Source organism: Psychrobacter sp. CX10 (genome assembly GCF_057621575.2).
The window spans coordinates 1,891,501-1,914,416 of record NZ_CM177736.1 but is presented as its reverse complement, the minus strand read 5'-3'; the positions used below and the strand labels follow the sequence as shown (position 1 = coordinate 1,914,416).

General features: G+C 37.8%; 14 protein-coding genes and 2 tRNA genes. 7 read left to right on the top strand and 9 right to left on the bottom strand.

All coding sequences use genetic code 11. From position 1 onward, the window contains the following. Positions 1-141: 141 nt before the first annotated feature. Positions 142-1,149, bottom strand: a complete 1,008-nt coding sequence (locus AC21OH_RS07720; protein WP_487371104.1) for an adenosine kinase — start codon at positions 1,147-1,149, stop codon at positions 142-144. A gap of 907 nt (positions 1,150-2,056) precedes the next feature. Here AC21OH_RS07720 and AC21OH_RS07715 point away from each other — a divergent pair. Then, positions 2,057-2,809, top strand: coding sequence for a histidine phosphatase family protein (locus AC21OH_RS07715; protein WP_487371103.1), 753 nt, complete (start codon positions 2,057-2,059; stop codon positions 2,807-2,809). A gap of 806 nt (positions 2,810-3,615) precedes the next feature. Continuing rightward, positions 3,616-6,780, top strand: a complete 3,165-nt coding sequence (locus AC21OH_RS07710) for an insulinase family protein (protein ID WP_487371102.1) — start codon at positions 3,616-3,618, stop codon at positions 6,778-6,780. A gap of 424 nt (positions 6,781-7,204) precedes the next feature. Here AC21OH_RS07710 and AC21OH_RS07705 read toward each other — a convergent pair whose 3' ends face one another. Beyond that, positions 7,205-8,647 carry a WS/DGAT/MGAT family O-acyltransferase gene (locus tag AC21OH_RS07705; protein ID WP_487371101.1) on the bottom strand — a complete coding sequence of 481 codons (1,443 nt, stop codon included), beginning with the start codon at positions 8,645-8,647 and terminating at the stop codon, positions 7,205-7,207. An 80-nt stretch (positions 8,648-8,727) separates the two neighbouring features. Further along, positions 8,728-10,113 (bottom strand): WS/DGAT/MGAT family O-acyltransferase, encoded by a 1,386-nt coding sequence (locus AC21OH_RS07700; protein WP_487371100.1) that lies wholly within the window; start codon positions 10,111-10,113, stop codon positions 8,728-8,730. A gap of 822 nt (positions 10,114-10,935) precedes the next feature. Between AC21OH_RS07700 and AC21OH_RS07695 the strand changes: the two genes are divergently transcribed. The 4 genes from AC21OH_RS07695 (at position 10,936) to AC21OH_RS07680 (ending at position 16,083) form a co-directional block, all read left to right on the top strand. Next, on the top strand, positions 10,936-12,336 hold the full coding sequence (locus tag AC21OH_RS07695) for an SPOR and LysM peptidoglycan-binding domain-containing protein (protein WP_487371099.1): 1,401 nt from the start codon (positions 10,936-10,938) through the stop codon (positions 12,334-12,336). Between the two features lie 197 nt (positions 12,337-12,533). Further along, positions 12,534-13,064 (top strand): DUF2726 domain-containing protein, encoded by a 531-nt coding sequence (locus AC21OH_RS07690; protein WP_487371098.1) that lies wholly within the window; start codon positions 12,534-12,536, stop codon positions 13,062-13,064. A 394-nt stretch (positions 13,065-13,458) separates the two neighbouring features. Continuing rightward, on the top strand, positions 13,459-15,546 hold the full coding sequence (locus tag AC21OH_RS07685; RefSeq protein WP_487371097.1) for a catalase: 2,088 nt from the start codon (positions 13,459-13,461) through the stop codon (positions 15,544-15,546). A 345-nt stretch (positions 15,547-15,891) separates the two neighbouring features. Continuing rightward, on the top strand, positions 15,892-16,083 hold the full coding sequence (locus AC21OH_RS07680; RefSeq protein ID WP_487370840.1) for a hypothetical protein: 192 nt from the start codon (positions 15,892-15,894) through the stop codon (positions 16,081-16,083). A 160-nt stretch (positions 16,084-16,243) separates the two neighbouring features. Here AC21OH_RS07680 and AC21OH_RS07675 read toward each other — a convergent pair whose 3' ends face one another. The 3 genes from AC21OH_RS07675 to AC21OH_RS07665 all read right to left on the bottom strand — a co-directional run bounded on the left by AC21OH_RS07675 (position 16,244) and on the right by AC21OH_RS07665 (position 20,439). Next, entirely contained in the window at positions 16,244-17,113 is an 870-nt protein-coding gene (locus AC21OH_RS07675; RefSeq protein WP_487370839.1) for a DUF3142 domain-containing protein, read from the bottom strand. Between the two features lie 17 nt (positions 17,114-17,130). After that, positions 17,131-19,398: a PA5441 family protein gene (locus AC21OH_RS07670; RefSeq protein WP_487370838.1), complete on the bottom strand. Its 2,268-nt coding sequence runs from the start codon at positions 19,396-19,398 to the stop codon at positions 17,131-17,133. A gap of 189 nt (positions 19,399-19,587) precedes the next feature. Further along, the gene (locus AC21OH_RS07665; RefSeq protein WP_486536526.1) at positions 19,588-20,439 is read right to left on the bottom strand and encodes an aldo/keto reductase; all 852 of its coding nucleotides are present in this window, start codon (positions 20,437-20,439) and stop codon (positions 19,588-19,590) included. A 320-nt stretch (positions 20,440-20,759) separates the two neighbouring features. Here AC21OH_RS07665 and AC21OH_RS07660 point away from each other — a divergent pair, with 320 nt between their 5' ends. Further along, positions 20,760-20,957 (top strand): SDR family NAD(P)-dependent oxidoreductase, encoded by a 198-nt coding sequence (locus AC21OH_RS07660; protein WP_486536527.1) that lies wholly within the window; start codon positions 20,760-20,762, stop codon positions 20,955-20,957. Between the two features lie 429 nt (positions 20,958-21,386). Here the strand turns inward: AC21OH_RS07660 and AC21OH_RS07655 are convergent, their stop codons facing one another. From AC21OH_RS07655 to AC21OH_RS07645, 3 genes are all read right to left on the bottom strand, one after another. Further along, positions 21,387-21,935, bottom strand: coding sequence for a hypothetical protein (locus tag AC21OH_RS07655; RefSeq protein ID WP_486536528.1), 549 nt, complete (start codon positions 21,933-21,935; stop codon positions 21,387-21,389). Positions 21,936-22,489: 554 nt separating this feature from the next. Beyond that, a tRNA-Lys gene (locus AC21OH_RS07650) sits at positions 22,490-22,565 on the bottom strand. A gap of 216 nt (positions 22,566-22,781) precedes the next feature. Continuing rightward, a tRNA-Lys gene (locus AC21OH_RS07645) sits at positions 22,782-22,857 on the bottom strand. Positions 22,858-22,916 lie beyond the last annotated feature (59 nt).

Here is a 22,916-nt window from a genome sequence, read left to right as displayed (position 1 = left end):
TATCCTTTAACTAGTACACGCTTTAGATAAAACTACTGATTAGTTTATACAATGAAAGCCCATACACAGTGTGTATGGGCTTTCTAATTAAGACGACTAACACTATTTAGGTGTTCGCTGATAGTAGTTGGCTACCTATATTTAGACTTCTTTAGCAATAGCGCAATATTCTTCGGCACTTAAGCGTGGTCCAAATTGTTGAACGATGCGACTAGACACCTTACTTGCAAGCTCACCACAGCGTGATAGAGAATACCCTTTTGATAAGCCATATAAGAATGATCCCGAATAATTATCACCAGCGCCATTAGTGTCTATAACCTTTTCCACATGGGGCGTAGATACTTGTATTAGACTCAATGAGCCATCGTTTGCTTTTTGACACATAACTGTATCATCTGCACTGTTGGTAACGACTGCTAATTCACAAAACTTGGTAAGTGCCTTGGCAGCCTCTTCAATACTTTCTGTCTCAGTAAAGATTCGTGCTTCTTCAAAGTTACAAAATATGGTAGAAACTCCGCCACTTAAAATATCGAGCAAGCCCTGTTTTGCAAAGTTAACTACTGCTGGATCAGCGAAGCTAACTACAATTTTGGTTTGATTGTCTATTGCTTGCTGACGCAACTGTTTAATAGCAGGACGAAGGCTATCAGACATTGCTAAATAACCTTCAATATATAACCAATCACTGCTATTGAGCGCATCAAATTCAATGTTTTCATCATTTATATCGCTAGAAGTACCCAAATGAGTCTGCATAGTACGCTCTCCATCCGGCGTAATAGCCACGACACATGACCCTGTGATGCCTTGATCTGATATTGATTTAGGAGAGGTGGCAACACCGGCATCATTTAGATCTTGCAGATAAAAATGTCCTTCTTTATCGTCGCCTACGCGGCATGCATAAAATGACTGACCACCAAGTGATGAAAAAGCGAACATACTATTTGCGGCCGATCCACCTCCTGTTTGTTTAGAAGGGGTGAGACCTAGCGCTTTAAATTGATCCAATAAATGGGTTTGTTCCTCCAGACTGGCCAACGTCATACTGCCTTTAGAAAGGCTAGTATTATCAAGCTGTTGATCGTCTAATAGGTATTCATGATCTACCAAAGCGTTACCAAGTGCCATTACGTCGTACATAGTATGTCCAGTTTAAGTTAGGGTTAAAGAATAAGGATTAAAATGAGAAATAGGTCTCAAAAGTATTTAATAAATAGAGAGATATAGAATTGAGTATCATACTTTATAACTATCTAATAATGAAGGTAAGGCGACAATTGTTTTGAACCAACAAAACAGCAATTCTTATATGAGCAGCTGTATGACGCACCATTAATTTCAAAGTTTACTGCAATAGCGTTCGTACTTTAATTTATTCGATACCGATATAACAAGTTGGTCTAGAGCAGGGCATTTGAGTACAGTTTTAAAATCTATCGTGAAACATTCGAGTAACTTTGAATGAACATAAAATTCATAAAATATATAAAGTTATCAATCTAGTAATAATAAGTGTTTGATTTTATTAGATAAATAAATTGTATAAAAAATGAACAATCTTTGATAATCCTTATCTGCTATATGATTATTTATGTCAAGTGCTCACTTATCCACAAACTTATCCACAGTGGTTGGGGGTAACTCCTGAATTGCTTATTATAATAAGGGTTGGCAGGGGGTTGATTTTATCCTATATTGTTCTGCTTTATAAATACTATATCTAATCATAAAACCATTCATTGAAGAATTACTATGATTAGGCGCCATTGTTTCACAGAGAGATATAACAAATTTAACGAAACCTCTAAAATAATAAAATCATTTTTGACTGAATCTAGCACACCCTAATCACTTTTAATAAGTCACTTTTAATAAACTACTTTTAACAAGTTAAATTTAAAAAGTCACTTTTAATAAACAACTTTTAACAAGTTAAATTTAAAAAGTCACTTTTAATAAACTACCTTTAACAAGTTAAGTTTAAAAAGTCACTTTTAAAAAGTCACTCTTAAAACATAATCGTTAAATATAAAATTGAGCGTACTATATGAAATCTATATATCTGGTTAGGCATGGTCAAAGCACCAGCAATGCAGGCGGTCAGCTTCAACCAAATAAAGACATCGAGTTGACAATACTGGGGCATGAACAGGCTTACGAGGTTGCTAATTGGGTCATCGATACATTAGGTATTGATACTTCAGGTAATAATATCCAGTCTGTAAATGTATCGAGTTATCTGCGTACGCAGCAAACGGCACAGCCTTTATTAGTTAAGCTGCAAGTCGAACCTCAAGTAATCGAGGGGCTACAAGAGTTCAATTATATGAGTGTTGCAAAAGCAGGGTTATTGTCTTTTGATGAACGACTTAAAATGGCCAATCACTATTGGGACACTCAGCATCCGAGCATAGCGCATGGCGAGGATGCCGAAACTTTCGATAATTTTTATCACCGTGTCAGCGGTGTTCTAAAGCATTTTGAAACCTTTACCGATGGCAATCATGTGGTTTATACGCATGGGTTTTGGATCAGTATGTTGATATGGCAAATCTTAGGTCAGCCCTCCAAAGGTGAAGAAGCCATGCGTAAGTTTCGCCAATTTGAGCAGTCTATACGCGCACAAAATTGTGAGGTTTTTTGTTTACGTTTGATAAAGTCACCCGCGTCAATAAAAGACGATAGAGGTTCTCTATTAACACAAAGTGAGACGATTACGGCACAGGTAGCTACGGATTATCTGCCATCAATTGTCAAAGTTAGAAGTTGCCCGCAGCAAAATTCTGATTTTTCAGCCTGATTTAAGCTTATTTCATCTAGGGGTTGTATAGAATTGATTAATTAGGACTGCTGATAGCTAAAATTGTTCCAAACTAGGCGTAAACCGCTGATAATGTCTAGACCTTAGCTAGGTTTACAACAACGTTTGGGGCAATTTTAGCATCAGCCTTACAGGTCAGGGCTATTTTTTGCCAATATATTGTGAAATTATCTAACTTAGAACAACTAAGCTGCGAGAATTTCCCTGCATATTGACTAAAAAATAGCCACTGCCAGTTCCATGAATCAATTCTATACAGCCCCTAACCATAGTTTAAGTAATCTTAAATTTCTTTAGCCGCTTTAGACAAAGAGATTGCATGGACAAAGAGATTGCATGGACTAATAGATTACAGTTTCATCGTGTTCAACTACAAATATGAACTTCACCGAAGATACACCTTTAAATAAAAGATATCGACACCATCAAAGGTAGAGGTGCGTATAGTGGTTAGCACGATATTTAAAGCTGCTATAACGACGTATTTTTTTAATAAGAGGATCTATTAATTAATTTACTAATCCAGTTTATTTTTTGATCTGTTAAATCGGTTTAATAAATCGACTAAGTAAATCGACTGTAACGCAGCCCAATCTATAGTCAATTAATCTTAAAAGTGGTGCAAGGCTAGTGAGTTCAAGTACGACTAGCTAGCCAAGCGGGCTTAACGCTGTACCACTTTAAGAGGGGTTCGACTATATCTCATTAGCCTATTCAAGCCTATGCTAACCTACATTCCAATAAAATTTAAACAAACGACATAATATTATTAAAAGAGTCTATTTATGTATAAAGAAAGTGAATTTAAATACAATCCAGATTTATCCTTACACTCAAGCTTTGAGCTGATAGAACATCATAAAATAGAGGCTCTATCGCTTGACGTACTTATCTCAAGACATAAACGAACCGGAGCGATGCATTATCATTTAGCACATCCGAGTGATGAAAATGCCTTTTTGGTGGGGTTTAGAACGCAGCCAATGGACTCTAAAGGCGAAGCACATATATTAGAACATACCGCCTTGTGTGGTTCAGAAAAGTATCCTGTGCGCGATCCTTTCTTTTCGATGATTAAACGTTCTTTAAATACGTTTATGAACGCAATGACAGCTGCAGATTGGACTGCTTATCCGTTTGCAACTCAGAATAAAAACGACTATTTTAATTTGTTATCAGTGTATCTTGACGCCTCATTCTTCCCAACTCTGCATCCGCTTGATTTTGCTCAAGAAGGCATTCGGGTTGAGCTTGATGAAAATGACAAGCCGCAATTTAAAGGTATTGTGTTTAACGAGATGAAAGGCGCGATGAGCGGTGAGATTGATCAGCTCTATCATAGTGTGGCGCATCATTTGTTCCCGACCACCACTTATCATTATAATTCTGGTGGTGATCCAGCAGACATACCCGATTTAACGCATACAGAGTTGGTTGAGTTTCATAAAAGCCACTACCATCCCTCAAACAGTGTCATCATGAGCTTTGGTAACATTCCAATGAGTGAGACCCAAAGCAAAATACATGAAGATGCATTAGCCGAGTTTGAAAAGGGTAAAAAGCATGAATCCCGTGCCGAGAAGCGATATAACACGCCCATTCAAGCGGTTGAAACTTATACGGTAGATACAATTGATAAGGCGCAAACGCATCATGTGATAGCGTGGTTGTTACCCCCTATTACTGATCCAAAGCAGCGTTTGGCGTTACGCCTTTTAGAAGGCGTGCTTGTCGAACATGCAGGCTCACCTTTACGTGCTTATCTTGACAGCCATCCCTTAGCGACAGGCCCAAGCCCATTATTAGGATTAGACGACAGTCATTACGAAATGGTGTTTTATACCGGGGTACGGGGTTCTGAAAAAGAACATGCAGATGATATTGAGCAAGGTATTTTAAGCTTACTTAAAGAGGTGGCCAGTCGAGAAATCGATCCTGAAGCAATTGAAACCATCTTACATCAAATCGAAATCGACCAACGGCATATTGGTGGCGATAGTATTCCTTATGGGCTTAACCTAATGCTTGAGGGCTTTAGTACGGCTATTCATGATGGTAATCCTATAGATGTGTGGCAAGTAGATGATCATCTCGCGTGGCTTCGCGAACAGGTTAAAGACCCAACATGGTTGCCAGGATTATTAAAACAGCATTTGCTAAATAATATGCACCGCGTTCGCGTGACACTTGTTCCTGATGCCACGAAGGCGGCTAAATTAGCAGCGGATGAACAGGTGCGATTGGACAAAATTGAGGCAGGACTTACTAAAGATGACAAAGCAGTCCTCAACAAACAAGCACTGGATTTAGAAGCACGTCAATCCATGCCGGATGATTTAAGTGTCTTGCCTAAAGTTGGCTTAGAAGATGTACCAGAATCGGTTAGTTTTACCTATGGTAAGCAGCGTGATATAAAGATTGCAGGTCAGACCTCATCGCTTTACCAATATGAAGCAGGTACCAATGGGTTGTATTATTATCAGCTCATAATGCCACTGGCAGGTGAAGATGATCTCATTAACCACCCATTATTGCCCATATATTTAGGGTTATTATCTGATCTAGGAACCGAAGATTTAACGGCTCGCGAGTTTCAAGCAGTTCAGGCGGCGCATTCGTCGGGGGTAACCGCCAGAGTGAGCCAGCGTACTTCCATACATGATGCAAATAGCTTAACGAGTTATTTTGTTGTGTCAACACGAGCGCTAAATCGTAAACCTGAAGCGATAGATCTTGTAAAACAAGTATTAGAACATAGTGTGTTTACAGAGCATGATCGTATAAAAGAGCTTTTACAACAAAAACAATCAGGATGGCAATCGAGGTTAGCAAGTGCAGGTCATGCCTATGCGATGCAAACGGCTAGCCGTAGTATGAGTCGTCAAGCTGAGCTCGAATATGTACGCAGTGGTTTGCCAGCTTTAAACGCGCTTAAATTGTTTTTGGACAATGCTGCGGACAATAAGAACAAGTGGGATGAGCTTGCTAATGCTTTGATGGCGCTGCATAAACGATTAGCAAGCCTACCAAAACAGGTATTGTTGGTGTGCGAGCCTGAGCAAAAAGACCGTCTAAAATCGCTTATTGAACAAAATTGGGTAACCTCAATTTATTCAAATGCTAAGCATTCGGCCACGCAGGATGATAACCATGTGGATAGCGAGGATAGCGAGCTGTCTGCATTTAATAATATACCAGAAGAGTATACCCAATTATCATTAACTCTGGCACCTTCAAATTCTAAAGCGCAAATAGTAGATGAGCCATCAACTGAAGGCCAGTTAGCAGGTAAACAGACAACTGGTGAGCTTTTAACAGGTGAACAGACAAAAGATGAGCAGTCTAGCAGCGTTCAGAATCATAGACAATCAGAGGATTTAGCGTGGTTGGTTGCAACCAATGTGTATCATAACGCAGCCGCTTATCCCGCTGTCACTGCAGATCATGCTGACTGCGCGCCTTTGATGGTGCTGGCGCCATACCTACGTAATGGGTATCTACACAGTGCAATTAGAGAGCGCGGCGGTGCTTATGGTGGCGGTGCGGGATATGATGCCAATGCCTTTGCATTTAAGTTCTTTAGCTATCGAGACCCACATTGTATAGAAACGTTTGAACACTTTGAAAACAGTATTGAATGGCTGCTTAATGAGCCGCAACAGCCAGAGCAACTTGAAGAAGCTATTTTGGGCATTGTGTCTGCATTAGATAAACCAGGCTCGCCAGCTGGTGAAGCGGTTAAATCTTGCTTTGCTGAGTTACACGAGCGCGGTGAAGCATGGCAGCAAAAAATGCGTGCAAATATTTTGGCGGTGACTTTAGAGGATCTAAAACGGGTGGCAAGTACCTATCTAAAAAACCAAGTGTGTACTAAAGCCGTACTTGCTCCATTTGATAAAGAAGACACCGTTAAGGCATTAGGATTCAACATAAATAAAATATCGAGTTAGGTCATTTATATAACCCTAAAAGAATCGTTTTCAAAATCTTTATAGAGTTATTCTAATCTGTATATAAGTTTATGTTTCGATTTGGTTTATTTAAATAGATAGCTAGCTAGGTTTCAACTTTTGGTATTTTTTAGCTTTATATAAGGGACGAGTTTAACGACTTGTCCCTTTTTATTTATGGTGCTGCTTATTTATGATGTAGTTTATCTATGACGCAGTTTATTACTAACATTAATAGTCAAAGAACTTTAAAGTAGTCACAAGGCAACCGAGTGCAAGTACTACTAGGGTAGGCTTAACGAGGTAACACCGTGACTCTTTATAAGTTCGCCGACTATAGTTTTTGCTCTCAGGGTTTGTATATAAGTAATTAAATAGGCAGGTTTGTTCATAGTAACATTAGGGCGCTCTTCACTTTTTTCTATCAAGTATCATTCATTACTTTATCGTTTGGGCTAGCGTTAAGCCTCTCAAATACGCTTAATTCATGTTTAATGTAAGTAATGAGTTTGTGTGTGTCGGGCAGTACTTTTGGGCAGGCCACAATACCAAAATCCATACGGTCTAAATAACTTATTAATGTGATATTAAGTGCTTGTCCATGTAATAATACAGACGCAGGGTATAATGATTTTAGCTTAGCACCATTCCAATATAGGGTTTGATCTGGTCCATCTACATTAGAGATTAGAAGATTAAAGGCTTGTTTTTTAGGAAAGGCACCTGTAATAAGATTAACGCCTTCCCACGCATAGGCGATGCCACTATAGTTTATGACTTGGGCCTGAGTCATGCGATCAAATCTATTTTTACCCACTTCCATACTGTCTTTAATAATTGAAAGTCTGTCTAATGAATCAGCTAAATGCGTACCTAGGTTACATAGTACCAGCGAGACTTGATTCCCCGTAGCGCTGTCATCCTTACGTAGAGACATTGGAACAGCAGCAATCAATGGCTCGCTGGGTAATTTATCTAATTCAAGCAGATATCGACGTAGTGCAGCTGAACATACCGTCAGCGCTACGTTATTTATGCTGACATTCAGCTTTTGCGCTACTTGTTCAAAACGTTTAAAGGACGTGGAACCAATAGAGAGTCTACGATATTGATAAATTGGCTGATTTAAAATTGATCCTGGTGCTTGAGTAACGGTGACGTGATCGGGCTGTTTGCGATTGGCAATACTTTTTTTGAGTTCACTAAATACTGGTTTAATAGTACCTAATTGTTCTTTGATAATTTTGGCGGGCGAGCGATCGGGTGGCTCGATGGTATAACCTTTGTGGTGTTGGCTTTCTAAAAATGTCCAAGGCGGTTGAGTCATGATCTCAGTCGGTGAGGTGGATAGAGCGTGTTGTACCAATCGGATTGCGGCGACACCATCTACCACGGAGTGATGTATTTTGAAATAAAGCCCAAATCGCTCAGGCATGTCGGCTGATTCAGGAGCGATGCCCTCAAAGATATAACACTCCCATAAAGGACGAGTTTTATCAAGGGGCTTGGCATGAATGTTAGAGACGTAATCTAGCAAATCAGCATCGCTGATAGGGTCTGAGTTCACTATATTATCAGTAGCTGCATCAGGTTGAATCGTGTCAAAATTGATATGGCTGATATGTCTAATATGAGCGTTTACATCAATATTGTCTTCTAATTTCCAAAACGTCAGATTGTGCACGACCTGATCGAAAGGATATGCAATTACTGATTTATTATCGAGCATTTGCTCAACCAATGTCGTTACAAAATCAGATCCCGCATTACTAGGTAACTCAAACAAAAAAAGTCCACCTACATGCATGGGCTGCTTTTGTTTCTCAAGTAAGAAGAAAAGTTGCTCAACTAATGACATGACACGCATAAACTTTCTCACTATAGTGCATCAGCAAAGGTAGCCGCTAATGACAAAAATTTAAACGCGCAATAATATCATGACTAGAGCTATTGACGTACGCCTAACTTACGCTCTTTACAAATGGCTTCAAGATTAGATAGCTCAGATTCAAAAAGTTTTAACAAGTTTTGAATACTGGGTAGTGTCTTGCTACAAGCAACAATACCAAATTCAATACGATCTAAATAACTGGCCAAAGTTATATTCATTGCTTGTCCGTTAAATATTATTGAAGCGGGATACAATGCACGCAGCTCTGCACCGTGCCAATACAGCTTCTTTTGAGACCCAGGTACGTTTGAGATAATTAAATTAAACGCTTGTTTTTTGGGGTAGGCGTTCGTAATGATATTAACAAACTCCCAGCTATACGATACTAGGCTATAGTTAATCACCTCTGATTGGGTCATACGACCAAAACGCGTCTTCCCATCATTCATACTTCTATGAATTAACCTTAATCGCTCCATAGGCTTTTCTAAGTGAGTACCTAAATTACAAAGTATGAACGCAAACTGATTGCCATCAGCTGTTTGGTCTTTTCGCATAGAAAAAGGAATCCAAGCAATAAGCGGATCTTCTGGTAAGGCGTTTAGGGAAATCAAATATTCACGTAATGCGCCTGAGCATATGGTCAAAACGATATCATTAATACTTACCCCGAAGCATTCCGCGACATTTTTAAAACGTTCTATATCGTAAGATTGTGCAATGAAACGACGTGAGCTTGAAATACGCTGATTCAATATACATGCAGGTGCTTGTGTTGTGCGCACCAGATCAGATTCTTTTGAAGATGACAACGCATTTATAAGCTCTGTAACCACGGGTTTAACTGTTTTGATTTGTTCTTTAATAATATTGGCTAAACCACTTTGTTCTGTTTTTAAGGTTCCAATCTGATGACGATGGCGCATCATCATGGCCCAAAGTGGTAAGCTGACCGTTTCGGTAGAAGAGTGGGACAGCGACTTTTGTACCAAGCGCATAGCAGCAATGCCATCCACCAAGGAATGATGGATTTTGAAATATAGCGCGAAGCGTTTTGGGCGGCCTTCAAACTCAGGTTCAATACCCTCAATGATATGGCATTCCCATAAGGGACGCGCTCTATCTAAAAGCCGCCCATGTTCTTTAGAAATATACGCTAATAACTCACGAACACGAGCGGGTTTGGGTAAAGAAATATGGTTTAAATGGTGGTCCACCTCAAATTCTTCGTCTTCTTTCCAATGTGTTAAATTATATAGCACTTGATTGAAAGGGAAGGTTGGTGACACCTCTGACTTTTGCATTTGTTGTACCATCTCTAATACAAAATCTTCATCTGCATCCGCTGGTAATTCAAATAAAAATAAACCCCCTACATGCATGGGCTGTTTTCTTTTTTCAATCAATAAAAAAATTAAATCAACTAACGATAATAGTCTCATAACAATCCTTTGTATTTGCTAAATGAAACAAGCTGCCCAAATTTTAATTTGAAGACAATGAAAAAACGACAAGAAGTCATCCAATACCTTAAAACGATACCCACAACAATAATCTGTATTGATAGGTGTATATTCCAGCACGGTTGTAACCATAAATATGTTTAAATTAGTACTTTAAACCCTAGGATGAATACTTCAATAGTAATGAATACTATGGCAGTATTGTCAATTTAAAAAAATATCAATGTAAACGGTTGCATACACTATTGCTACGACGCTTGTGACCATCACAAAATACTTAGAGCTTTCATCAACAATATAAGTTGATGACCACAAGCTAGTACTTATGAATATTAATGTATAATATATAACTTGATTTATATAGCGATTTTTAAAAAGAAAAGTTACTATTAATTATAAACGGTTAGAGCTGTGCGTCGAAAATTGCAATATATATAGTCTAAACCTTTTTAGTGACTACTTATGAGCAATAATCTTCACTTTTTATTTATTAAATCTTAATGAAACTTTTATATAATTAGTAAGTATCAGATGAAGCTTAGTTCTATTAACGAGACATATGTAGTAATCGATTGATAATTTAATATAATCCTTATAATCATAAACACAGATTACAACCGTTACTTCTATAATATGGTGTGGCACGCCAAATGGAATTATCTACCATATTATTGGAAGTATAAAATAGATGTAAAAAATTAATGTAGACTATATAAATAGCTATCCAATAAATAGCTAATAAGACAGTTATAAAAACAGCTAGATCGGTCAGTTTTAAAATATTAAAGTAAAGGTATAAATATGGATTCATCTCGTCAATTATTGTTGGGTACCGGCGTATTTCTTGGCGGAGGTATTTTATTATTTGCGATGGTGAAGCAAATGGATACCCCGCAATCTAATGTAGATAGTAACACCCCTAAAGTAGAGCAGGTCAGTACTGCCGATAACGATGCGACCCCGTTAACCGCTGATGTGGATACAGAAGAGCGTATACTTGAGCAAAAACGTATTGAGCGTGAGCAAAAAGAAGCAGAGCTTGATCGTAGAGCGCGCGAGTTTTTGTCTGAACAAGAAAAAGCAGAACAACTTGCAATGCAAAAGGCACGTGATGAAAATCAGCTTTACCGAAGTAACGCAGCTGAACCCATCATCGAAGAAAAACCTGAGCAGACCCAATCTGGAACTACGATTGCTCGTCCTGTCGTGACGCCTAGACCTGCACAAACACCTACTTCTGAAACAACCAGTGCACAAGCCACTCAGAATAATCGCTCGGTTGAATTGAACCAAGCTAATAGGACGGCTACTCAAACTCCTCAGGCTTCGCAAAATGCTCAGCGAAGTACCACCGAGCAAGAAACCCGTACGCAAAATAACTTTGAAAATCAAACGCGTCAACAAGCACCTAGGTCACCTCAAAACCATACTGTAAAGCGTGGTGATGGCTTAATAAAACTATCACGTCAATATAACGTACCATTGGAAGCGCTGTCGCAAGCAAATAATATGTCTATCAATGCAACACTACGCATAGGTCAAAATTTGAAAGTGCCGTCGCAAGGTCAGATAGACAGATTGGTTCGAGAATATAACGAAAGTCAAAATAGTACGTCACGTAATCAACAACAAGCGACGCAGTCACGTCAGTCTAATGAGAGCGAAACGAGTAGCGCTTCTAGTTCTAATAGAGCGCCGAGCAGCACGCTCAATTATAAAGTCGAGCGCGGCGATGGACTGATTAAGTTAGCGCGTCAATACAATATGCCAGTGGAGGCGCTAGCTGAAGCAAATGGTATGAGTAGTAACGCTACCTTGCGTCTTGGACAAGAGATTAAAATCCCTTCTCGCAAACAAGTGGCTAGGCTACAGCGTGAGGCAGAACAACGCAAAAATAATGTCGCGCAAAAACGAGACGCTCAAAACCGATTAGCTGAAGCAAGACGTGAAGCTGCTAGAGGCGAAGCCAAAGGTACGTTTGGCGTACAAGTGGCTTTAGCTGACAATCAAGAAAAAGCAAATCAGATCGTAGAGCAATTAAAATCAGTAGGATACTCTGCCAGTACAAGCCAAACCAGCCGTGGTGTCAGAGTAATAGTAGGACCTGAAAAAGGTAAAGATGCGGCGCTGGCGTTAAAAGATAAAATTAATGCTGATTCTCGCACCGGGGTTGATAATGCGTGGGTATTATATTGGCGCTAATAGACAGCGGCATGATTTAAATACCAGCTATTTAAAAATTAACACGACATTGCTTGTCGTGTTTTTTTATATCTCTATAGTTTTTTTAGTCATCAAAACGCATAATAATCTGTTATTAAACAGGGGTTTATAAATCTATTTGGTTGTACGTAATTAGCGCCATTTATAAATATTATAATGATTAAATTGGAAGTGTAGTGGTGAACTTATTGTTATTTGGAACCATGTTACTTGTCGCATTCATCATCGTAATGAGTGTGATTGGACAACGTCGTTTAGAGAATAAAAAAAACAAACCTGTGAAAGGTGACGATTTACCCATCTGGCCATTTACTCCCATGCCCATTATGACGGATACCGAGGTTATATTTTTTAATAAATTGCAACAGGCTGTCCCTCAATATCTGGTGTTCGGTCAGGTTCAATTATCACGAGTTATTGAACCAAGCGAAGAGGCAGGAAGTGAGAGAGCCTTTTGGTTTAACCGAATATGCAGACAGAGTATTGATTATGTCTTGGTAGACCGTGATGCTCAAACAACACTTCTAGCCATAGAGTTAGATGATTGGACGCATAACAGTAAGTCTAGAAATAAGGCAGATGAGAAAAAAGACAAAGCATTGGCGAGTGCTGGTATTCCTATACTACGTTTTCATGCAGAGCGTATGCCTAGTGTTGAGATTATTCGTAATGATATTGAGGTGGTATTAAATAAGTATTATAAATAATGTATATCACTAGAGAACTAAACTTAAACTACTTATATTCAATTAAAGTATATTCCATGTTGCTTAAACAACTTATTTATCGGTTAACTAAACGCTACTTATGTACTAAGACTTTCTATAAAAACTATTTGTTTTAATTAAAATTATATAAGTAAAAGTTATTCTAAAATTACAGATCTATAAATAAATGATTTTTCAAATAAAAAGTTACTTTGTCTTATAAAGAGTTAACCAAATACAAACAGCCTGTTGCCAATCTTTGTTTAATATAAATAGGAGTAGTATTTAAGTTATATGTAAGCCATCACTACAAATACTACCTAGTTTAATCGATTCGTTAATGTAACATCATAAATAAAATTCTAGCAAATACCTATCCTAAAAGGACACGGCAATGAAAGACAATTTAGACCATTCAGACCCAGTAAAAAGCTTAGACCAAGTCGCTGGTAATGGCGGTGAACCGCAATATCAAGCCGAAGGTGATATTCCAAACCTAACCACTCAACAAGGCGTGGTCATCTCTGACAATCAAAACTCTTTAAAGCGTGATCCTCGCGGACCAACTCTATTAGAAGACTTTGTACTACGTGAAAAAATCACCCATTTCGACCATGAGCGTATCCCTGAGCGTATTGTCCACGCGCGTGGTTCCGGTGCTCACGGTTACTTCGAGTTAACAGAATCTTTAGAAAAATACACTACCGCTAAAATTTTGACTGAAACTGGTAAACAAACGCCATTATTCACTCGTTTCTCAACCGTAGCCGGTAACAAAGGTTCAAAAGATACGCCACGTGATGTACGCGGTTTTGCGGTTAAAATCTATACGTCTGAAGGCAACTGGGATATTGTCGGTAACAATATGCCTATTTTCTTTATTCAAGATGCCATTAAATTCCCAGACCTTATTCATGCTGTAAAACCTGAGCCTGACCGTGGGTTCCCGCAAGCTGCCTCAGCACATGATACCTTTTGGGACTTTGTATCTCTAAGTCCTGAAACCTTGCACAATGTAATGTGGTTAATGAGTGACCGTGCATTGCCACGTAGCCTTGCCATGATGGAAGGTTTTGGTATTCATTCATATCGTTTAATCAATGCTGAAGGTAAGAGTACCTTTGTCCGTTTCCATTGGAAACCAAAACTAGGTGTTCAGTCGCTAACTTGGGATGAGGCTGTTAAAATCTCTGGTGCAGATCCTGACTATAATCGTCGTGATTTATTTGAGTCGATTGGCGCAGGTGATTTTCCAGAATGGGAATTCGGTGTTCAATTATTCACTGAAGAAGAAGCTGAGAAGTTTCCATTTGATCATTTAGACGCAACCAAACTGATTCCTGAAGAAATGGTTCCTGTTAAAATCATTGGTAAAATGGTTTTAAATCGCTATCCTGACAATTTCTTTGCTGAAACTGAACAGGTAGCCTTCTGTCCATCTCACTTACCACCAGGTATTGATTTTAGTAATGACCCGTTACTGCAAGGTCGCCTGCATAGCTATCTTGATACTCAATTATCACGTTTAGGTTCGCCAAACTTTGCTCAGATCCCTATTAATGCGCCTAAATGTCCGTTTGCTCATAATCAGCAAGACGGTCACATGCAAATGCAAGTCCCTAAAGGTCGCACCTTGTATGAACCACAAAGTCTAGAGCCTAATAAGCCTCGTGCTAATGCTGATATCGGCTTTAAATCATTTGCAGAAAAATGTGATGATGGCGTTAAAGGACGCATCCGTGCTGAAAGCTTCGCCGATCATTATAGTCAACCACGTATGTTTTGGCAGAGTCAAACCGAAGTTGAGCAAAGTCATATCGTTGATGCCTATACCTTCGAGCTAAGCAAAGTTGATACCGCGCACGTACGTACACGGGTATTAAGTCATTTATTAAACATCGATGAAGACCTAGCAAGTCGTGTGGCTAACAATCTTGGCATGGAACTTCCAGAGCCTGCTGAAGCACAAGCGCCTATTATTGACATGGAAAAATCAAAAGCGGTACAGACTATTGGCATTACGCCTAATACTCTAAAAAGTCGACAAGTGGGTATCCTAGTTGGTGCAGGTTCAAGTAAAGAGGAAATTCAGAAGTTTGAAAATGCAGCTAAGGCGGAGGGCGCGATGGTTAAAATCGTTGCACCAACCAAAGAGGTTGTGCTCGATGACAACACACGTATTCAAGCTGATGAGATCATTCATGGCGCCCCATCAGTTATATTTGACGCGGTTGTCAGTATCATCATGCCAGATGTAGCCAAAAAACTTGCAACCCATGCGCCAGCATTAGATTGGTTTACAGATGCCTTTAACAACTTTAAAGCAATTGCCTATTGCCCTGCGACTGAAGAATTCATCTTAAGCAAACTGCCCGTTAAGAAAGATGAGTTTGTAACGCCGCTTGATGATGTTGATGGCTTTATTGAAAATGCTAAGACACGACTATGGGCACGTACGCCACAGGTTCGTGATCTTGCATAGTTAAGTATTAATTAGAATTAGGCTTAGTATAAAGCTAAATAAAACGGTTTAGATTAAAATACCAGTCATAATATTATGGCTGGTTTTTTTATACTTAAATGTTCTGTCATAATATAAAAGTTTTAACCCCTTAAAATAATATCAATAATAAATCTTTATATATAGAGAATAATAGTTAACCTTTAATAACATCAAATACCAAGGTAAACCTATCTAAATTAAAATTTATTCATTTCACATTAGGGTTTGCTTTAATTTTGCTTCAAAGGTGTTTATCACCACATGTGGTTGAGACTAATAAATCAACGTACAATCGTTTACCATGTTCACAAATTCTAAACGTGATTGAGGAAGCTCAAGATTTTTGAAAAACAGACTCGTAAAGAGCGTACCGTAACTGGCAAAAATGTAGCTGCTGCTGTATTGTTCTGGCCCGCATTAATTGGGACACATCAAAATACTGAAGAAGCTATTGAAGCTGTTGACGAACGTCAAGATAATTTGAATAAGCTGTATCAACAGAAAAACTGTTCATAGTATTCTTTAAATAATAAGCTTAGTTAATGAAATATTAGATTTACAATATGTTTGCCAATTAATGATGCGCGAAGATAATCAAGAAGTTTCCCTCAATGATTGAGGAGGTTGTTGCAACAGAAAATTTTAAGAACCTAGTTTTAAAAAAAGACCTAGATAATTAACGCAAAAAAACCACATAGCCCTTAAAGTGTGGATTATCTTGTAAATATTCTGCTCCATGCCATTCACCACCTTCGATAATACCAACTTTAAAATCAAACGGTAAATACTTTAGCTTTTTTAAATAGCGGTCATAATTCGATAGAGTGGTTGTGCCTTGATAGGTCTGAACCACCAATTCATCAACCGTATGATTTAGTTGCATAAATTGAGCTTCTTCAGCTTGATTTGACCAATCAAGTAATCCCGTTACGCTCAACTGGTATTTAGCTGGCAACTGTTTGCGAATATCAGCTAAAAGTTTGGCATACTTATCTAGTTTGTAGGTCGGAGCGTCGTAGTCAATTTGGATGCCCATGACCTGATTTCCTGCCCGTTGCCATTTGTCAAGGCGATGAATTAACTGTGTCATAACCTCACCAGACCACTCTCTACTGGTCGCACGATAAACCAGCCAGATATTTCTACCTTTTAAGGTGCGTACCCCTAACCCTTGCGGCATTAGGGTTGCAGGAGCGTTATTCTGCAAACTATTTTTAGCTTTGGAGTGATAATAGGGAAGGTCATCAGGTCGGATTTCGCCTTGTAATAGATATAGCGTACGAGCTTGACTTATCTTTGCAGCATCTCTAGGTGGTGTCCATATCCAAAACTGATCATAATGCTTTGCTTTAACCGTATCGGTATTAATAGCATTCTTAATAACAGCATCTTCAGTATTAGATGAGTTATTAACTGAGTTATTAGAAGAATTGCTTATACCTTGGGCTTTAGAAGCCTTATTGCTAAAATACCCAACAATCATAAAAATTATTAGTAAAACACTAAGTAACAATAAAGCTTTAGACTTTTGCTCGACTATTATCAAAAAATAATCCTTTGGGTTTAACAATAATATTTTTGGTTTTGAGCCCAGCTTGTATTTTTGAAGTCTGATTTTAAACGCTTAAACCAAGCTTTACGGACTGAAATATCTACCTCTTCATCGCTACAATGGTTATTACCGGAGCTGGCAAAACAACCTAGGGCACGATGTAGGGCATAAGCTGACAGTTCGTCTTTTTTATTAGTCGCGAATATGGATTTATACATATCCAATCGGTTCAGTTTCCTACCTTTGAAACGGTTTGGAATATCTCCTAAGTAGGGATAACGGTAGTTCGAGTGAGTTGCATAAGAAATTTGATAGTCTTTATCATAATCTTTAAAATGATAAACAATATCTGAGTCACGTATAAATTCAGCTAGGCAAATATTTTGGAGTCGGTCTTCTGGGTCTTGTTTAAGATTGATAACGGTTGTGGTTAAATCTTGACAGTTTATATTGCTACTAATATTTTTACCTTGCCAATTAAAATCACTGAATCTAGGCATATACCATAAAGTTTCGTCCTCACTGTCATAGCCTAAATATTGTTGATAGTTTTTAGGTAAGTAGTGTTTATACTTCAAATAATCGGCATAACGTCCATGCAGTAATGATTTTGATAGTAAAGCATAACGAGCTTCTGCACCTATAATATCAGTGGCTGGATAGCTATTAGCAATTTGTTGTAGTAGTTCAGAATCTGCAGAATATTTTATTATTCGCATTTTTAATGTTTTTGATTTTATAGACGCCTTATTGCCAAATAATTCACTGTATTCATTGGTAAGATCCGCTTGTAAAACGATGGCAAGGTCTGTCAATCTGTCCTGAAATGGCAGTTTGGGGAGGTGGTGTAACTGGTTCCAGAGTTGATTTGCTTTATCTGCGCTACCCAATTCCTGCAATGCTCGCGCTTTTAAAGCATATTGACTAAACTCAGCATATGACATATTACCTTTAGGTGTATCAGTAGGAAGATAATTTAAGGCACGTCTTGGGTTATTTTGTTGCACCATATAATAGGTAGCCCTTAAATAACGGTAAAGATCCATCCGGTCTTTAAATTTGGGTTTTAATTGTTCAATATCATTAAGTCTTAATGGTTTTATTGAAAAAAAGCTATCTTCAGGTCTTAGTCTATATAAAGCAAAACTTGTAATTAAAATTGGGTCTTCTAGTTTATTAATATCTAAGGGTTTATCGTAATTTAAAAAAAAGACTCTACGTTCTATCTCTTCAGGTAATAACCGACTATTTAGATTAAATAGTTTTGACTTTGGATGGTTTATTTGCCATTCAATTTCATCTATCAATTGATCCTGTTGTCCCGTTAACCAATAAAGTCGGCGTTGTAAACCACGCGCTGAAGCCACATGATGCCCATCTCTAAAACTATCAAGGTAGTTATCAATTGAATTTTGCGTTGTAGCTATTACTTTAGGATCAACTCTTTCAGGCTTATAATTATAGTCCTCGGATCCTTGTCTAAACATGCGATTAATACCTGTACGAATTAACATATAGCTGGAAGTATCAATCAACCAAGACAGACCAGGATTGTTATTAGTCTTTAACAAAGACAAACTGCGATAAATTGTCTGAGCACTGTAAAAATCTGATGGTTTCCCCAAATAGAATAACTGATTGGCCATTATGTAATCTGCATAAGGCTGAGCATGGATAGACCATTTTATGGGGAAACTGACGTCATTAACTACTAATGCTTCATGATTAAAGGAATCTGCACACTCACTTCTAATGGCTTGACGAAATTGTAATAACTGCTGTTTTTCTTTTACTGTTAAGCTTGGATCAACCTCTAGCGCATTCTTAAGTGCATCAATACCCGTATAGAAGCTATTACAATATTCGGCATAATGGCTGGTTTCTGATTGAGCCAAAAAACTTTGCTTAGGATTTTTGGCTATATTTACCGCTGAGCTCTTTAAAGTATTAAGACGTAAAGGATAGTCATATACATATCTATTATAAGAGTCTTCAAAGTCTGTGGTATCAAAATAAATTAATCCTTTATCCGCAAGTAATAAATATAGGTTGGCTTGGGTGTCATTACCAGTATCAAGCGTAGGGAAGTTAATCTTACACTCATTATAGATACGATTATCCAATGAAAAATTAGAACCACAATATTCACCACCTCCAGCATTAGAGCTTATCGGAATTCCTATTAGACTGCTTGATAAAGCGGTTAAAATTAATACATTAGTTTTGGCTTTATATAAAGGACTAAAAGCGGTTTTTAAACGCTCTACCATTTGATTCATGAGCTATCCATTGAATACTCTGTTTGTTATTAATTGGAATCATATCAGGGTTTTGTTTTAAAAACTGAATTTATATAACCTTGATGTCAATCTTCTTATAGTAGTAACAGATAGGTACAAAATTGCAGTCATACTGTGATATGAATGATTTTTAGACATTTTGTCTTCATAGTTTAATTCTTCATACCTTTAATCATCCCATTCAGGCGTATAATTTGGATGTTCAATTTTACGTCCATCACGACGCGATAGTTTATTAATCTTTTGGATATCATCATTGTCTAGTTGTACGTTTAGTGCATCAAGATTTCCTTGCAAATGTGAAGCGGTACTGGTTTTAGGAATAGCAATACGGTTTTTATCCGATAAAATCCAAGCCAGTGATACTTGAGCAGGATTGATATTGTGTTTGTCTGCAATTGCCTTAATCGTATCGTGATCAAACACATCACCACGCGCTAATGGTGAATAGGCGGTTAGTGGAATATGGTGATTATTCATAAAGGTTTGCAGGGTATCTTGATGAATAAATGGATGAAATTCTACCTGATTTACCGCAATAGGCACATCGCTATATTTTTTGGCTTCAATTAATAATTTGATATTAAAGTTTGAGACACCGATATGACGGGTTAGTCCTTGATGCTGCATCTCTGCTAAAGCTGGCATGGTCTCTGATAACGGAACACGAGCGTCCGGCCAATGCAGAAGTAATAAATCGACATAGTCCACGCCCAGTTTTTCTAGTGAGGTATGTACCGACTTTACCAAATTCTGTGGTTCAAAGCGCATATCATCAGGGAAGACTTTAGTGGTTAAAAAATATTTATCTCGAGAAACACCTGATTTCTTGAGTCCGGCACCTACTTGTTCTTCATTATGATATGCCTGAGCCGTATCAATATGTTCATAGCCCATTTGTAGCGCCTGACAGACGATGTCTATACAGTTCTGATCAGTGGTCTGCCATGTGCCAAACCCTAAGGCAGGAATATAAGCTTGACCGACGGTACGAGTTTGATAATTTTTAATGAAATTCATAAGTTATCCTTTTTATACGCTTATTCATATGTTCTTATTTAAGTTCTACTCATTCTATTAGTAGAATATCTTTAAATATTTTCAGCTTTTATCTATTTCTATTACTTATTTAAGCTATTACTAATATAAGCTTTTAACAATATAAGCTTTTAAAAATATAAGTGGTTTGTAATATAGATTATTTGCAATATTAGTTATGACAAATAATGGCTTTATCAGTAACAGTTGATATGCTCTATTATAAGAAAAACGTCATACTAATATGTAGATGAGCGTTATGAGATTAATTTTAAAGCGTAAGATTATGTAAGGATAATAAGATGAAAGTTATATTGATTACTGGGTCTACTGATGGCATTGGCAAACTAACTGCAATTAAACTAGCGCAAGCGGGTCATCAACTATATTTGCATGGACGTGATCGCATTAAACTTGATGAGGTTATCGCAGAGATAAAATCGACAACTAGCAATAATAATATTGATGGATTTATTGCTGATTTGTCTAATATGCAGTGAAATTTTTGACCCTTAGTCATTCTAAGTAAGAGCCGTTAATTATTAAAAGTCACAATATATTGGATAAAATAGCCGCCCTGAGAACGGATTAAGCAAAGCACTGCTTAACTTCGAGCATAGCTCTCGTCTTGCGCTCGGGCAAAGCAATGCTTTGCTATATCCTCGCTCACGTTCGCAAGGCGAGAGCTGTGCTCGAGTTATGCTGTCGCTAAAATCGCCCTAGACGTTGTTACAAACCTAGCTAAGGTTCAATACGCTTCGGACATTAACTTCGGTGTGTGCCTAGTTTGGAACACAGCTTTGATTAATTGGTAGCTATCAGCAGTCCTAATTAATCAATTTTGTACAGCCACTAATCTTCTAATAGATAATAGTTTGAAATAACGGTGTTATGTTTGCTTAAAGATATATTAACGATTAACCTTGGTTTTAGTTTGTCATGTCATGATTGGCTTCTGCATCATGAGTCAGATCGTTATTCGTTTCACTACTTTCAATGACCTGATTATTATCATTAGGTTCGCCAGATACCGCATTAGATGAAGCCGTAGCATTAGCTATATGAGCACAATCCTGTTGTTTCATCTGAGGGTCTTGTTCATAACGTGTATTAATCACACTGACACCTTCTGAAAAGGCCTGTAGATAATCGTATTCTTCTAGTGAAGTAAATTCACTATCATTTAAGCCTCTTTGTTCTCTTTCTTTATATTCAGCTTCATTGATATCACCACAAGCTAGCTTAGTTTGGGTTTCCATACCATGTCTTACAATGTTCTGATAATCTGCATCTCTACTAGACTCATCGGTATTTTCAGCAATTGTTGACGCATCTGGTGATGTGACAATGCCTTGCCCTGTAATTCCTTGAGCTTCTGGAGATTCAGGTGGTAAAGGCTCATCTGCATCACATGCTGTTAATCCCGTCATCAACAAAGAGCACGTTAATATCATTATTGACGTGTTATTTTTTAGCATAACTAGTACCTTATATGATTAAAATAAATGAAAGGGTGATACGGACATGTTTATGCTCAAAGTCATTATATACATACCCATACATATGATTTAAAACACTAACGGACTTTATTTTAACGAACTTTATTTTTCAACTTTTAATACCAACTGTTGTCTGTTTAAAAGACTCATAGGTAGTTACATCTATATAAAAACGCAATATACTTAAATAAATACATTCATACCGTTAGTTATACTTTAACACTAAAGCTGGCTTTAGATAATAGTGAGTATAGTAAATCATACAATATGGGGATTTATAGGGTTTGAATTTAAAGATAACCCTTTAGAGGTCAGATTAGAGGTAGTTTATCGGAGTTTAAAATATTATAAACAGATGAATATTTGAACGATGTGAGTAAGAATTTAGAACTTTTATTATATTAAGTACGAGTACGCGGTATGATTTTAAGTAGCGGCATATAAGATTAATGAGTACAAACTAATAGTTAGCACACAAAGAAAAACCCCGATAAACACTACGTTTGATCGGGGTTTTACTAAATTACTGAATATGGTGGGCCGACCGCGACTCGAACGCGGGACCAATTGATTAAAAGTCAACTGCTCTACCAACTGAGCTATCGGCCCTGAGAGACGTTAAAAAATCGTATACGATTTTAGTCTCGCAAGAGAAAATTCCTTAAAGGGGATTTTCTAAAGAGGTTACTACAAAACTTGTTTCATCCCGAGCGCAAGGAAGATTCTTTAAATAGAATTTCCAAAAAACTCGATATCCAAACTAGGTTTGCAGGTTACTGCAAGAGAAAATTTTAAATAAAAACTTTCCTAAAAATTTAACAAAAATGGTGGGCCGACCGCGACTCGAACGCGGGACCAATTGATTAAAAGTCAACTGCTCTACCAACTGAGCTATCGGCCCTGAGAGACGTTAAAAAATCGTATACGATTTTAGTCTCGCAAGAGAAAATTCCTTAAAGG